Source organism: Plastoroseomonas arctica, assembly GCF_018128965.1.
GTDB classification, from domain to species: domain Bacteria; phylum Pseudomonadota; class Alphaproteobacteria; order Acetobacterales; family Acetobacteraceae; genus Plastoroseomonas; species Plastoroseomonas arctica.
In genome coordinates, this window is sequence record NZ_JAAEDH010000011.1 from 135,527 (window position 1) to 149,497 (window position 13,971).

Annotated in this window: 13 protein-coding genes and 3 tRNA genes; 2 read left to right on the top strand and 14 right to left on the bottom strand. The window is 66.7% G+C overall.

Translation table 11 applies throughout. The annotated features are described in order from the left end of the window. Positions 1-2: 2 nt before the first annotated feature. The 6 genes from rpoB to GXW79_RS11430 form a co-directional block, all read right to left on the bottom strand. A complete protein-coding gene (gene rpoB / locus GXW79_RS11405) occupies positions 3-4,178 on the bottom strand; it encodes a DNA-directed RNA polymerase subunit beta (protein ID WP_211874514.1) in 4,176 nt (1,391 codons plus the stop codon). Between the two features lie 204 nt (positions 4,179-4,382). After that, positions 4,383-4,766 (bottom strand): 50S ribosomal protein L7/L12, encoded by a 384-nt coding sequence (rplL, locus tag GXW79_RS11410; RefSeq protein WP_211874515.1) that lies wholly within the window; start codon positions 4,764-4,766, stop codon positions 4,383-4,385. 78 nt (positions 4,767-4,844) lie between these two features. Next, complete coding sequence (rplJ, locus tag GXW79_RS11415) at positions 4,845-5,375, bottom strand: 50S ribosomal protein L10 (RefSeq protein ID WP_211874516.1); 531 nt, start codon at positions 5,373-5,375, stop codon at positions 4,845-4,847. A gap of 291 nt (positions 5,376-5,666) precedes the next feature. Then, positions 5,667-6,365, bottom strand: coding sequence for a 50S ribosomal protein L1 (rplA, locus tag GXW79_RS11420; RefSeq protein ID WP_211874517.1), 699 nt, complete (start codon positions 6,363-6,365; stop codon positions 5,667-5,669). Positions 6,366-6,368: 3 nt separating this feature from the next. Next, the gene (gene rplK, locus GXW79_RS11425; protein ID WP_211874518.1) at positions 6,369-6,803 is read right to left on the bottom strand and encodes a 50S ribosomal protein L11; all 435 of its coding nucleotides are present in this window, start codon (positions 6,801-6,803) and stop codon (positions 6,369-6,371) included. Positions 6,804-7,173: 370 nt separating this feature from the next. Continuing rightward, on the bottom strand, positions 7,174-8,127 hold the full coding sequence (locus tag GXW79_RS11430; protein ID WP_211874519.1) for a Bug family tripartite tricarboxylate transporter substrate binding protein: 954 nt from the start codon (positions 8,125-8,127) through the stop codon (positions 7,174-7,176). Between the two features lie 199 nt (positions 8,128-8,326). Between GXW79_RS11430 and GXW79_RS11435 the strand changes: the two genes are divergently transcribed. Next, positions 8,327-9,268 carry a protein-methionine-sulfoxide reductase heme-binding subunit MsrQ gene (locus GXW79_RS11435; protein ID WP_246503924.1) on the top strand — a complete coding sequence of 314 codons (942 nt, stop codon included), beginning with the start codon at positions 8,327-8,329 and terminating at the stop codon, positions 9,266-9,268. A 29-nt stretch (positions 9,269-9,297) separates the two neighbouring features. Here the strand turns inward: GXW79_RS11435 and GXW79_RS11440 are convergent, their stop codons facing one another. From GXW79_RS11440 to GXW79_RS11475, 8 genes are all read right to left on the bottom strand, one after another. Then, on the bottom strand, positions 9,298-9,702 hold the full coding sequence (locus GXW79_RS11440) for a VOC family protein (RefSeq protein WP_211874520.1): 405 nt from the start codon (positions 9,700-9,702) through the stop codon (positions 9,298-9,300). Positions 9,703-9,709: 7 nt separating this feature from the next. Next, positions 9,710-10,246, bottom strand: coding sequence for a transcription termination/antitermination protein NusG (gene nusG / locus GXW79_RS11445; RefSeq protein ID WP_211874521.1), 537 nt, complete (start codon positions 10,244-10,246; stop codon positions 9,710-9,712). A 14-nt stretch (positions 10,247-10,260) separates the two neighbouring features. Next, entirely contained in the window at positions 10,261-10,455 is a 195-nt protein-coding gene (gene secE, locus GXW79_RS11450; RefSeq protein WP_211874522.1) for a preprotein translocase subunit SecE, read from the bottom strand. 104 nt (positions 10,456-10,559) lie between these two features. Further along, positions 10,560-10,636 (bottom strand) — tRNA-Trp (locus GXW79_RS11455). 306 nt (positions 10,637-10,942) lie between these two features. Beyond that, positions 10,943-12,130, bottom strand: a complete 1,188-nt coding sequence (tuf, locus tag GXW79_RS11460; protein WP_211874523.1) for an elongation factor Tu — start codon at positions 12,128-12,130, stop codon at positions 10,943-10,945. Positions 12,131-12,189: 59 nt separating this feature from the next. Next, positions 12,190-12,263, bottom strand: a tRNA-Gly gene (locus GXW79_RS11465). A 32-nt stretch (positions 12,264-12,295) separates the two neighbouring features. After that, positions 12,296-12,377, bottom strand: a tRNA-Tyr gene (locus GXW79_RS11470). A 62-nt stretch (positions 12,378-12,439) separates the two neighbouring features. Continuing rightward, on the bottom strand, positions 12,440-13,234 hold the full coding sequence (locus GXW79_RS11475) for a helix-turn-helix domain-containing protein (RefSeq protein ID WP_211874524.1): 795 nt from the start codon (positions 13,232-13,234) through the stop codon (positions 12,440-12,442). A gap of 107 nt (positions 13,235-13,341) precedes the next feature. On the opposite strand from GXW79_RS11475, the gene GXW79_RS11480 reads away from it, so the two are divergent. Next, entirely contained in the window at positions 13,342-13,728 is a 387-nt protein-coding gene (locus GXW79_RS11480; RefSeq protein WP_211874525.1) for a nuclear transport factor 2 family protein, read from the top strand. The last annotated feature ends 243 nt before the right edge of the window (positions 13,729-13,971 follow it).

The following is a 13,971-nucleotide window of genomic DNA, read 5'->3' on the forward strand; positions in this document are numbered from 1 at the left end:
GGTCAGGGCTGACGCATTTCCAGGTCCACGTTGAGGCCCAGCGACTTCAGTTCCTTCACGAGCACGTTGAAGGATTCCGGAATGCCGGCCTCGAAGCTGTCCTGGTCGCGCACGATCGCCTCGTAGACCTTGGTGCGGCCGGAGACGTCGTCGGATTTCACCGTCAGCATTTCCTGCAAGGTGTAGGCGGCGCCATAGGCCTCGAGCGCCCAGACCTCCATCTCGCCGAAGCGCTGGCCGCCGAACTGCGCCTTGCCGCCCAGCGGCTGCTGGGTGACGAGGCTGTAGGGCCCGATCGAACGCGCGTGGATCTTGTCGTCCACCAAGTGGTGCAGCTTGAGCATGTAGATGTAGCCCACCGTCACCTTGCGCTCGAAGGGCTCGCCGGAGCGGCCATCGACCAGCACCACCTGGCCGGAGCTATCGAGCCCGGCCTTCTCCAGCATGCCCTCGATATCCGACATGCGGGCGCCGTCGAAGACGGGGGTTGCGATCGGGATGCCCTTCTTGAGGTTCTCGGACAGCTCGATGAGCTGGTCCTCGTTCATCGGCGCGATCTCCTTGTCGTAGATCTCGTCGCCGTAGATGTCCTTCAGCTTCTCCAGCAGCGCATCGCGCATGCGGCCGCCGCGGCGGTATTCCTCGACCAGCTCGCCGACCTGCTTGCCGAGATTGGCGCAGGCCCAGCCGAGATGGGTTTCGAGAATCTGCCCGACATTCATGCGCGAGGGCACGCCGAGCGGGTTCAGCACGAGGTCGACCGAGGTCCCGTCCTCGAGGAACGGCATGTCCTCGATGGGAACCACGCGGCTGACCACGCCTTTGTTGCCGTGCCGGCCGGCCATCTTGTCGCCGGGCTGCAGCTTGCGCTTCACCGCGACGAAGACCTTGACCATCTTCATCACGCCGGGCGGCAGCTCATCGCCGCGCTGCAGCTTCTCGACCTTGCCCTCGAAGCGCTTCTGCAGCTTTTCGACGGCGGCATCGAATTCGCGGCGGACCGATTCGATCTCGGCCATGGAGGCTTCGTCGGTGACGCCGATCTGGCGCCAGGTGGCCTTGGCGAACTGGTCCAGCACTTCGTCGGTGACGACCGTGCCGGACTTGATCGGCTTGAAGCCGCCCGAGGCCTTCTTGTTCAGCAGGCACTCGCGCAGGCGCGAGTAGAAGCTGCGCTCCTGGATGGCCTTCTCGTCGTCGCGGTCCTTGGCGAGACGCTCGATTTCGGCGCGATCGATCGCCATCGCGCGCTCATCCTTGTCCACGCCGCGGCGGCTGAACACGCGGACATCGACGATGGTGCCCGTGACACCCGGCGGCAGCTTGAGCGAAGTGTCGCGGACGTCGGAGGCCTTTTCGCCGAAGATGGCGCGAAGCAGTTTTTCCTCGGGCGTCATCGGGCTTTCGCCCTTCGGCGTGACCTTGCCGATGAGGATGTCGCCGGGGTTCACCTCGGCGCCGACATAGACGATGCCGGCCTCGTCGAGGTTGCGCAGCGCTTCCTCACCGACGTTCGGGATGTCGCGGGTGATCTCCTCCTGGCCGAGCTTGGTGTCGCGCGCCATGACCTCGAACTCCTCGATATGGATCGAGGTGAAGACGTCGTCTCGCGCGATGCGCTCGGAGATCAGGATGGAGTCTTCGAAATTGTAGCCATTCCACGGCATGAAGGCGCAGAGCGCGTTGCGGCCCAGCGCCAGCTCGCCGAGCTCCGTCGAGGGACCGTCGGCGATGATCTCGCCGGCGCGCACGGAATCACCCACCTTCACCAGCGGGCGCTGGTTGATGCAGGTGCTCTGGTTGCTGCGCTGGAATTTGCGCAGGCGGTAGATGTCGACGCCGCGCGTGGCGCCATCATCGCCCGTCGCGCGCACCACGATGCGCGCGCCGTCGATGCTGTCCACCACGCCTTCGCGCCGCGCCACGATGGTAGCACCCGAATCCCGCGCGACGGCGGCTTCCATCCCCGTGCCGACCAGCGGCGCGTCGGATTTCACTAGCGGCACCGCCTGGCGCTGCATGTTGGAGCCCATCAGCGCGCGGTTCGCGTCATCGTTTTCCAGGAACGGGATCAGCGCCGCGGCGACCGAGACGAGCTGCTTCGGCGAGACGTCGATGGCCGTCACATCCTCAGGCTTCACCAGGCGGAAATCGCCGCCCTGGCGCACCGAGACGAGCTCCGAGAGGAACTGGCCGGTGGCGGCATCCACTTCCGCATCAGCCTGCGCGACGATCAGCTTCTCTTCCTGCATCGCGGAGAGGTAGCGCGGCTCGCCGACGATCTTGCCGTCTTTGACCAGGCGGTAGGGCGTCTCGATGAAGCCGTACTTGTTCACCTTCGCGAAGGTCGCCAGCGAATTGATCAGGCCGATATTCGGGCCTTCCGGCGTCTCGATCGGGCAGATGCGGCCGTAATGCGTCGGGTGCACGTCGCGCACCTCGAAGCCGGCGCGCTCACGCGTGAGACCGCCCGGCCCAAGCGCCGACAGACGACGCTTATGCGTCACTTCGGAGAGCGGGTTCGTCTGGTCCATGAACTGGCTGAGCTGCGAAGAGCCAAAGAACTCGCGCACCGCGGCCGCGGCCGGCTTCGCGTTGATCAGGTCGTGCGGCATGACCGTGTCGATATCGACCGAGCCCATCCGCTCCTTGATCGCGCGCTCCATCCGCAGCAGGCCGACGCGGTACTGGTTCTCCATCAGCTCGCCCACCGACCGCACCCGGCGATTGCCGAGATTGTCGATGTCGTCGATCGAGCCGCGGCCATCCTTGAGGTCGATCAGCACCTTCACTGTGGCGATGATGTCCTGCTTGCGCAGGGTGCGCAGCGTGTCCGGCACGTCCTCGGCGTCGAAGCCCAGGCGCATGTTCATCTTCACGCGGCCGACCGAGGAGAGGTCGTAGCGCTCCATGTCGAAGAACAGCCCGCGGAACAGCGTCTCGGCCGTGTCGGGCGTCGGCGGCTCGCCGGGGCGCATGACGCGGTAGATGTCCATCAACGCTTCGTCGCGGTTGGAATTCTTGTCAACCGCGAGGGTGTTGCGGATCCACGGGCCGACGGACTGGTCGATGGCCAGCGTGGGCACCTGCACGATGCCGGCGTCCTCGAGCAGGACCAGCTTGTTCTCGCCGAGCTCCTCGCCCGCTTCTGCCCAGATCTCGCCCGTCTCCGGGTTCACCAGATCCTCGGCGACATAGCGGCCGATGAGGTCGACGCGGCCCACCAGCACTTCGGTCGTGCCGGCCTCGGCGATCTTGCGCGCGGCCCGCGCGGTGAGCTTCGAATCCTTCTCGGCGATGACCGCGCCGGTCTTGGCATCGACCAGCGGCTCGGCGAGCTTCACGCCGCGGAAGCTGTCCGGATCGAAGGGGCGCGACCAGCCCTTGGGGCCGCGCGTGAAGGGCACCTGGCCATAGAAATGGCTGAGGATTTCCTCGGCATCCATGCCGCGGACCTGGCCGGGCTCGATCGTCTCGCCGGCGGCGCGGCGGCATTCGATATGGGCGGATTCCAGGGCATAGAGCAGCGTCGTCGCCGGCAGCTTCCGCTTCCGGTCGATGCGCACGTAGCAGATGTCCTTGGCGTCGAATTCGAAGTCGAGCCAGGAGCCGCGATAGGGGATGACGCGCGCGGCAAACAGGTACTTGCCGCTGCTGTGCGTCTTGCCCTTGTCGTGGTCGAAGAACACGCCGGGGCTGCGGTGCATCTGGGAGACGATGACGCGCTCGGTGCCGTTGATGATGAAGGTGCCGTTGTCGGTCATGAGCGGCATATCGCCCATGTAGACATCCTGCTCCTTGATGTCGCGGATGGTGCGGCTGCCGGTGTCCTCGTCGATGTCCCACACGATCAGGCGCAGGCGAACCTTCAGCGGGGCGGCATAGGTCAGCCCACGGGAGATGCACTCCTCGACATCATACTTGGGCTCGTCGAACTCGTACTGGACGAACTCCAGGCGGCCACGGCCGGCGAAATCATCGATCGGGAAGACCGACTTGAACACTTCCTGCAGGCCGGTCTGGGTGCGCGCATCGGGCGTCACCTCGGCCTGGAGGAACACCTCGTAGGAAGCGCGCTGCACGTCGATCAGGTTCGGCATCGGCGCCACTTCCGGCAACCGACCAAAGCTCTTGCGGATGCGCTTCTGACCGGTGAAGGATTTGGTGATCGCGTTCATGCCAATACAGCTTCCTTGTCGCTCCGGCCCGAGCATCCCCGGCCGGCGGGCATTCGCTGGCGCCGATGAGGTGGCGGCCGACGGGCCGCCATCCCCCAAAGACGCAGACAGGGCCGGGATTCCCGTGGGAATTCCGGCCTGTCCTGCTCACTCATCTCATCCCGGCCGGCAGCGAATGCCCGGCCGGGACTGGCCTCAGATCGATTACTTGACTTCGACCTGGGCGCCGTTCTCCTCGAGCACCTTCTTGATCTTGGCGGCCTCGTCCTTCGACACGGCCTCCTTCACCACCTTCGGCGCGCCTTCGACCAGGTCCTTGGCTTCCTTCAGCCCGAGACCGGTGATGGTGCGGATTTCCTTGATGATGTTGATCTTCTTGTCGCCGACCGCGGTCAGCGTGACGGTAAACTCCGTCTGCTCCTCGACCGGTGCGGCGGCCGCGCCACCGCCAGCGGCCGGGGCCGCCGCAACCGCGGCCGGAGCCGCGGCGGAGACGCCCCACTTTTCTTCCAACAGTTTCGAAAGCTCAGCGGCCTCAAGAACGGTGAGGGCGGAGAGCTCTTCAACGAGCTTTGCGAGTTCGGCCATGATCGGATGCTCCGTGATCTAGGGGTTTGGCTTGATGTTTGCAACCCCACCCGGTTGGGCGGGGTTGATCGGTGTTGGTCAGGCTGCCTCGGCGGCGGCCTCGTCCTTCTTGGCGTAAGCGGCCAGCACGCGTGCCAATTGACCGCCCGGGGCCTGGAGGATGCCCGCGATGCGCGTGCCGGGGGTCTGGATCAGACCCACCAGCTGCGCCCGCAGCGTCTCCAGGGAGGGGAGCTCGGCCAGAGCCTTGACGCCAGCGACGTCCAGGGTCTGCTTGCCGAGTGCCCCACCGAGCACGACGAACTTGTCGTTGGTCTTGGCGAACTCGAGGGCGGTCTTCGCCACGGCCACGGCGTCCTTGGACCACGCGAGCGCGGTCGGACCCTTCAGCAATGGGGAGATGCCTTCGAAACTCGTGCCGGCGAGGGCGAGGGAAGCCAGCCGGTTCTTCGCAACCTTGTAGCTGCAGCCCGCCGCCCGCATCTTGCGCCGCAGACTATCCACATCCGCGACCGTGAGACCCTTGTTCTGGGCCACGAGCACGAAGGATGTCTCGGCGAACACGCCGGCGAGGGACGCAACAAAGTCGCGCTTTTCGGTGCGTTCCACGCATCGTCTCCGCAGGTGGCCAGAGCCTTGTGGAAGGGTCCCGGCCGGTTCACACGAGGGTGGTTCCGCTTGCGCGGGATCACCCGGTTCGCCTGTCCGAGAAGGAACACCAAGCCAAACCGGGCGCGGGCAATGCCCCGGCCGGTGTCTGGTTCGGCACCCCGTCTATCTCTTGCGCGGTGTGATCCGCTTTAAGGCCCAAGGGCCGCAGGAGGTCTCTGACAGGTATCGGGACAAGACGGGTTGCCCCGCCTGCCCTGCCCGCCCGCCCCTTGGGGCGAGCGAATTCGGTTACGCCGAGGCGTTCAGGGACGTGACGTCCACATGGATGCCCGGGCCCATCGAGGAGGACACCGCCGCCTTCTTCACATAGGTGCCCTTGGCGCCGGTCGGCCGATTGCGCTGGATGGCCTCGACGAAGGCGCGGGCGTTCTGGAGAAGTTGGTCCTCGCCGAAGCTCGCCTTGCCGATGCCGGCATGGACGATGCCCGCCTTCTCGGCGCGGAACTCGACCTGGCCGGCCTTGGCGGCGGTGACCGCGCCCTTCACGTCCATCGTGACGGTGCCGAGCTTGGGGTTCGGCATCAGGCCGCGTGGGCCGAGGATCTTACCCAGGCGGCCGACGAGACCCATCATGTCGGGCGTCGCGATGCAGCGGTCGAACTCGATCTTGCCGTCCTGGACCAGGGCGGCCAGGTCATCGGCACCCACCACGTCGGCGCCGGCGGCCTTGGCTTCCTCGGCCTTGGCGCCACGGGCGAAGACGCCGATGCGCACGGTCTTGCCGGTGCCGTTGGGCAGGCCGACGACGCCGCGGACCATCTGGTCCGCATGGCGCGGGTCGATGCCGAGATTCATCGTCATCTCGATGGTCTCGTCGAACTTGGCCTTGGCATTGGTCTTGGCGAGACGGATCGCCTCATCCAGGGCGTAGGACTTCTCGCGGTCGAAACCGGCGTAGACGGCCTTGAGGCGCTTTCCCTGCGGCATGGCTCAGCCCTCCACCACGGTGAGGCCCATGGAACGGGCGCTGCCGGCGAGCATGCGCATGGCGGCTTCCTCGTCATTGGCGTTCATGTGGATCATCTTGGTCTTGGCGATTTCGCGCAGCTGCGTCTTGGTCACGCGGCCGACATTGGCGCCCTTGCCCGGCGTGGTGCTGCCCTTCTCAAGCTTGGCAGCCTTGAGCAGGAAATAGGTGTTCGGCGGCGTCTTCGTCACGAAGACGAAGGTGCGGTCGGAGAAGGCGGTGATCACAACAGGGGTCGGAGTCCCCGGCTCCATCTGCTGCGTCGCCGCGTTGAATTCCTTGACGAACTGCATGATGTTCAGGCCGCGCTGGCCGAGCGCAGGACCCACCGGCGGCGAAGGGTTCGCCTTGCCCGCGGGGATCTGCAGCTTGATGTAGCCGACGATTTTCTTCGCCATGTGGCGGCAAGTCCTCTGAAATGCAGAGAGACCCGCGGTGCATGCGGCCCGTGTCAGAGCCTCCCGCGTTTCTCAGGAGGGCGGCGTATAGGCTGGATGCGGGGGGCGCGTAAAGGGGGGCAGAAAGCATAGGGGAAATGAATTTCCCCCAAACCCCCATTCTTTCTTTTTTATCTTTGGGTGCTGGTGGGGAGGTCAGTGCGCGCTGGTCAGCGCGGTAGTGGCCGTGCAGCCGGTGCCATGAAAATTCTTGGGTGCTGGCCGCAATGCCAGCGCCTCAGAACCGCACCTGGTGCCGGTCACCCAACCAGCACCAAGGAATCAAAAATAAAAGAATGGGGTCTGGGGAAATTCCTTTCCCCAGCCTTCTTCAATCCGCACGAATTCCGGCGGCACGCACCAATGCACCCAGCCGCTGCGTCTCCTCCGCGATAAAGGTGGCGAACTCCGCGCCAGGCATCGCGCGGGGCAGGCTGCCGCTGGCTTCGATACGGGCGGCCACGGCGGGGTCGCGGATGGCGGCCAGGGCTTCGGCTTCCAGGCGGACGACACGGGCCGCGGGGACGCCGCGGGCGAGGAAGAGGCCGAACCAGCCGACCGAGACGAGGTCCAAGCCGGCTTCGCGCAGTGTGGGCACCTCGGCGAAGGCGGGAACGCGCTCGGCGCTGGTGACGGCGAGCGCCTTCATCCGGCCGCCCCGGACCAGGCCGGCGGCCGCTGAGATGGTCTGGAACATCACATCCACCCGGCCGGCCATGAGGTCGGTGTTGGCCGCCCCCGTCTCCCGGTAGGGGACGTGGGTGAGCTCGAGGCCAGAGGCGATGGCGAATTGGGCGCCGGCCAGGTGCAGGGAGGTGCCGTTGCCGATGGAGGCGTAGGTCATCGGGCGGGTGCGGGCGAGGGCGATGAACTCCGCGACGCTCGCCACCGGCATGTCATTCGGGACGACCATGATGTTGGGCACGATGGCGAGCATGGCGAGCGGGGTGAAGTCACGCTCGGCATCGAAGGGCAGCGTGGCGAAGAGGTAGCGATTGACGGCAATGGGGACGCCATTGAGCAGCAGGGTGTGCCCGTCGCGTTCCGCCTGCGCCGCAACCGCCGTGCCGATATTGCCGCCGGCGCCGGTGCGGTTCTCGACCACGACAGGCTGGCCGAGGGCGCGCGCCATAGGCTCGCCGGCGACGCGGCCGAGGAAATCGGCGGCACCGCCGGGCGGGAAGGGGATGATCATGCGCAGGCCGCGTTCGGGGAAGGATTGCGCACGCGCCGGGGCCGCGACGGCGAGGAAGGGGGCGGCGAGCAGGGCGCGGCGCTGCGGCATCGGGGTCTCCGGCGATGGGTTGGTGCGAGGATTGCAAATACCGTTCCGCTGCCTCCCGTCCCGCCGGTCAGGAGGTCCCATGACAAATACGCCATGCGCTTGAAGTCGCGGCGATCCGCGTAACGCATGCCGATGTTCGGCGAAGCCTACTCAGAGCGCCGCGTTGCTAGACGGCCTCGCCGGACGCAGGAGCCCTGTGATGGAATCGATCACGACGATCTCGCGAAAGGATGGCTTGCCGGCGCGCGCTGGCGCGGTCATGTCGGAGAGCATGGGTGCGACGCTGAGGGCCATCACGCCTTGGACCGATCGAAACGGCGGCTTCTCGCCGCTGCGGCTGATCGTTTTCCTTGCACTGCTGGTGCCCGCCGGTTCGCTGGCCTGGCTGGCCTATACGCAGGATCTAGGGCCGGAGCCCTTGCGCGGCGCGATGCATGAGAGCGGGCGGTATGCCATCTGGGTGTTGCTGGTATCGCTGTTCGTCACGCCCTTGCGGCAGATGCTGCGCTGGCCTCGCCTGGTCGAGCTGCGCCGGATGGTGGGGCTGTTCGCCCTGAGCTACGCCCTGCTGCATCTGGTGCTGTATTTCGCCTTCCAGAATTGGCGGCTGCTGCATGGCGTGTCCGAGATCGTGCTGCGCTTCTACCTGACGGTGGGGTTCGTGGCGGTGCTGGGGTTGGTGGCGCTGGGGGTGACCTCGACCGATGGCTGGGTGCATCGGATGGGCGGGCGGGCCTGGCGGCGGCTGCACAAGGTGGTGTTCGCGGTGGCGGTGCTGGGGCTGCTGCACTTCATGCTGCACACGAAGAGCGACATCACCGAGCCGGTGCTGACAATGGGCCTTTTCGTGTGGCTGATGCTGTATCGCGCCGTGGCGCCGGAGGGGAGTGCTCCGAGCTCGCTGCGCTTGCTGGGGGTAGCGGTGGCGGCCGCGGTGGTCACGGGGGCCTCCGAGGCGGCGTGGTATGCGCTGAAGACGGGTGTGAATGCGGTGCTGGTGCTGGAGGCGAATCTGGATTGGGAGTTCGGCCTGCGCCCGGCGCTGTGGGTGCTGGTGGCGGGTCTGGGTGTCATCGCGCTGCGCGAGGTGGCGCGTCTTGTGCCACGCGGTGGCCGGGCAAGACGCGCAAGAGCAGCGTAGCTTGAGGGCCGCACTCGGTCAGTGACCGGTCACTCCTGCCCCCGTTCCTCGATGGCGGCGAACAGGTCCACCCGGTTGCCGTCAGGGTCGGACAGCATCGCATATCGCTGTCCCCAGAAGGCGTCCCACGGTGCTTTGCGACCGGAGAAGCCCGCCGCGATCACGCGCGCATAGGTCGCGTCAAGTTCTTCCGCGCTGTCGCATCGGCACGCGAAGGTCACGCGCTGCCCGACCGGGCTGACCCAGTCCGGATAAGCCTGACGCATCATCGCTTCCGTCAGGAAGCCAAGGGTCGCCCCGCCGGGGGTCGCGACCTGCACCTGAACCTCGTCATCCGCATCCATCGGCACGTTCAGGCCTAGCGCCCGATAGAAACTCAGAGCGGCCGCCATGTCGGCGACGACGATGTCGATCGTGTGCGGGACGACGGCCATGGGGCGATCAGAGCTTCTCGACCTGCCCGTATTCCAGCTCGACCGGCGTCGACCGCCCGAAGATCGAGACGCTGACCTTGAGGCGCCCCTTCTCCTCGTCCACTTCCTCGACCACGCCGTTGAAGCTGGTGAACGGGCCGTCGGCCACGCGCACCTGCTCGCCAACTTCGAAGACGATGGCGGGGCGCTTGGGCTTGTCCACGCCTTCCTGCACCTGTTGCAGCATGCGCTGGGCCTCGGCCTCGCGGATGGGCGTGGGGCGGTTCTTCTCGCCCAGGAAGCCGGTGACCTTGGGGGTGTCCTTGACCAGGTGCCAGGCGTCGTCGGTCATCTGCATCTTCACCAGCACGTAGCCGGGGAAGAACTTGCGCTCGGAATCCACCTTCTGGCCGCGGCGGACTTCGACCACCTGCTCGGCGGGGACCAGGATGTCACCGATCTGCTCGGCCAGGCCCTTCTGGACGGCCTGCTGCTTGATCTGCTCGGCGATCTTCTTCTCGAAGCCCGAATAGACGTGCACCACATACCACTTCATCTCGGCCATGCTCGGCATTCCTCTCAGCCGAACCCGAAGATGACGCGGGATGCGAGCTGGATCAGCTTGTCCACCACCAGGAAGAAAATCGCCGCGAGCGCGGACATCGCCAGCACCAGACCGGTGGTGATGAGCGTTTCCTTGCGCGTCGGCCAGGTGACTTTCGCCACTTCCTGGCGCACCTCGCGGATGAACTGCGCGGGGTTGAGCTTGGCCAAAATGGGACATCCTCGATGGTGACAGGCGGGTTTCAGGGGGGGCGGGCTACATAGGGGAGCGCGCCCGATGTGTCGATAGAGATGGGGCCTGTCGAGGGAGAGGCTGGCAGGGGCGGAGGGTCTCGAACTCTCAACCTCCGGTTTTGGAGACCGGCGCTCTAGCCAATTGAGCTACGCCCCTGCAGGCGGTGGCGTTTTAATGCGGTGAGCTTGCGATGTCGAGGGTGGGTTTGGTCGACAGCATGGGGGAATGAATTCCCCCAAACCCCTTTCTTTTATTTTTGACTATTGGTGCTGGTGGGGAGTCAGTGTGCGTCGGATCGCGCGGTGCTGCTCGCGCAACCGATGCCAAGGAAAATTCCCTAGAGCTGGCGGGGAAGCCACCACCTCAGAACCGCACTTGGCGCTCGTTATCCAACCAGCACCAAGGAACCAAAAATAAAAGAACGGGGGTCTGGGGGAAATTCCTTTCCCCCAGCCTTCAGCCCTACGCCACGATCTTCGCGACAACACCGGCGCCGACGGTCCGCCCACCCTCACGGATGGCAAACCGCAGCCCCTCATCCATCGCGATCGGCGCGATCAGCTCGACATCCATCGTCACGTTGTCGCCGGGCATCACCATCTCCACGCCCTCGGGCAGCTGGACGACGCCGGTGACATCGGTGGTGCGGAAGTAGAATTGCGGGCGGTAGTTGGTGAAGAACGGCGTGTGGCGGCCGCCCTCCTCCTTCGTCAGCACGTAGGCCTCGGCCTTGAACTTGGTGTGCGGGGTGATCGAGCCCGGGGCGGCCAGGACCTGCCCGCGCTCCACATCCTCACGCTTGGTGCCGCGCAGCAGCGCGCCGATGTTGTCGCCGGCCTGGCCGGAGTCGAGCAGCTTGCGGAACATCTCCACGCCCGTGACGACGGTCTTTACCGTGGTCTTGAGGCCGATGATCTCGACTTCCTCGCCCACCTTGATGATGCCGCGCTCGACGCGCCCGGTCACCACCGTGCCGCGGCCGGAGATGGAGAACACGTCTTCCACCGGCATCAGGAAGGGCCGGTCCATCGCGCGCACCGGCTGCGGGATGTAGGCGTCGACCGCTTCCATCAGCTTCAGGATCGCCTGCTCGCCCTTCTCGGGGTCCTTGTCCTCGAGCGCCATCAGCGCCGAGCCATGAATGATCGGGATGTCGTCGCCCGGGTACTGGTAGCTGCTCAGCAGCTCGCGCACTTCCATCTCGACCAGTTCCAGCAGGTCGGGGTCGGCCATGTCGGTCTTGTTGAGGAACACCACCAGCGCCGGCACGCCGACCTGGCGGGCGAGCAGGATGTGCTCGCGCGTCTGGGGCATCGGGCCGTCGGCTGCGGAGACCACCAGGATCGCGCCGTCCATCTGCGCGGCGCCCGTGATCATGTTCTTCACGTAGTCGGCGTGGCCGGGGCAATCGACATGGGCGTAGTGGCGGTTCGTGGTCTCGTACTCGACATGCGCGGTCGAGATCGTGATGCCGCGGGCACGCTCCTCCGGCGCCTTGTCGATCTGGTCATAGGCGGTGAAGGTCGCCCCGCCCGACTTCGCCAGGATCTTGGTGATCGCCGCGGTCAGCGACGTCTTGCCATGGTCCACGTGACCAATGGTGCCGATGTTGCAGTGCGGCTTGTTCCGCTCGAATTTCGCCTTGGCCATCAGGGGGTTCCGTGTGCTGGTCTGACGTGTGACGCGATTGCTGCGCCGGCATGAAACTGTGGAGCGGGTGACGGGGATCGAACCCGCACAACCAGCTTGGAAGGCTGGGACTCTACCATTGAGCTACACCCGCACGCCTTGCCTTCGCCGGACCGGCACCGGAAATGGAGGGGGTTGGATTCGAACCAACGTAGGCGTAGCCAGCGGATTTACAGTCCGCCCCCTTTAGCCACTCGGGCACCCCTCCTCAGACACGGTTGGAACCGGGCCGGCGAGAGCGGGGGGACTATCGTTGTTGGGGCCGGGCTGTCAACGGCGCGCTGTGAGCCAAGCGCGCGTGGCGGCGTCGGCCGGGTAGAAACATTCGAGTGCGACTTCGGCGAGTGTGACGTCGCGCGGCGTGGCGAAGATGGTGGTGGTGGAGATCAGGGCGAGCGGCGCAGGCGCGCCGGGGACGGACAGGCGCAGGGGAACCGCGATGCCGGCGAGCGGCTCGGGCGGCCGGGCGGAGGCGCGGAAGGGGTAGGCGGCGAGCTCCTCGCGCAGCTGCGCCAGCACCGGGTCGCCGGTTTCCGCGTACTGGTGGCGCAGACGTTCGAGCAGGTGCGCCCGCCACTCGCCGAGATTGTCGATGCGCGGGGCAAGCCCATCCGGGTGCAGGCTCAAGCGGAGCACGTTCACCGGTGGGGCGAGCAATGAGGCAGCGACGCCCGTGATCAGCGGTGCAACGGCGGCATTGGCGGCGAGCATGTGCCAGTGGCGATCTACGGCTAAAGCCGGGAATGGCGCGTGCCCGTGCAGCACCAGGTCGATCGCGCGCCGCGCCTCGGTGAGCTCGGGCGCGGCCAGGTCACGCTCTGGGAAGGCGGGCGCGAAGCCGGCGGAGAGGAACAGCGTGTTGCGCGTGCGCAGCGGCATGGCCAGCGATTCCGCGAGGCGGTGAAGGACGGCGCGGCCGGCGCTCGCGCGGCCCGTCTCGACGAAGCTGAGATGGCGGGTGGAGATGCCGGCCTCGCCGGCGAGGTCGAGCTGCGACAGGCCGCGGCGGCGGCGCCAGTCGCGGATGATGTCGCCGGCGGGCGGGTTCGATTGGGTCTGGCTCATGCGCCGATGATAGCGGTGGCGAGCCGGGGCGACATGACCTCGGACGTAATCGCGCCGGGCTGGCGGGGTGGGCAGGTTGGCGCGGTCGCAACCAAGGGAGACCTGCCATGCGCAGCACCGAAGACACCGCCCAAGCCTACCTCGCCGCCTGGAACGAGCCTGATCCCACCGCACGCGCGGCCCGCATCGCGCAGGAATGGGCCGCCTCCGCGCGCTACGTGGACCCGATGATGGAGGGCGAAGGCCCGGAGGGCATCGCCGCCATGATCGACGCGGCGCGCACGCGCTTCCCCGGCCACGCCTTCACGCTCGATGGTCAGCCTGACGGGCACGGCCCCTTCGTGCGGTTCCGCTGGACGCTGGCGCCCGACGGCGGGAAGGCCGTCGCACACGGCACCGATGTGGTGCGGCTCGACGCTGCCGGGCGGATCGAGGAGGTGATCGGTTTTCTCGACGCCATGCCGGGTTGGGAGGGTGACGCCTCGCCGGTGTGAGCCGGCGGGCGGCGGCTGGGTCCCGATCGCGTCGGGCGCGATCGGGCCTTGCGCGCAGGCCGCATGTGCTAAGGAGGCGCGCATGTCACGTCCTCCCAAGCGATCCGGCCCGCCCAAACGGCCCTCCGGCTCATCCGACCGCGCGCCCCGCAGTTTCGACGGCGGCGAGCGGCCCCGCCGCGCCGGCCCGCCCCGCGATGCAGCACCTGGCGACGCCGCGCGCGAGCGTCCCTCCCGCCCAGG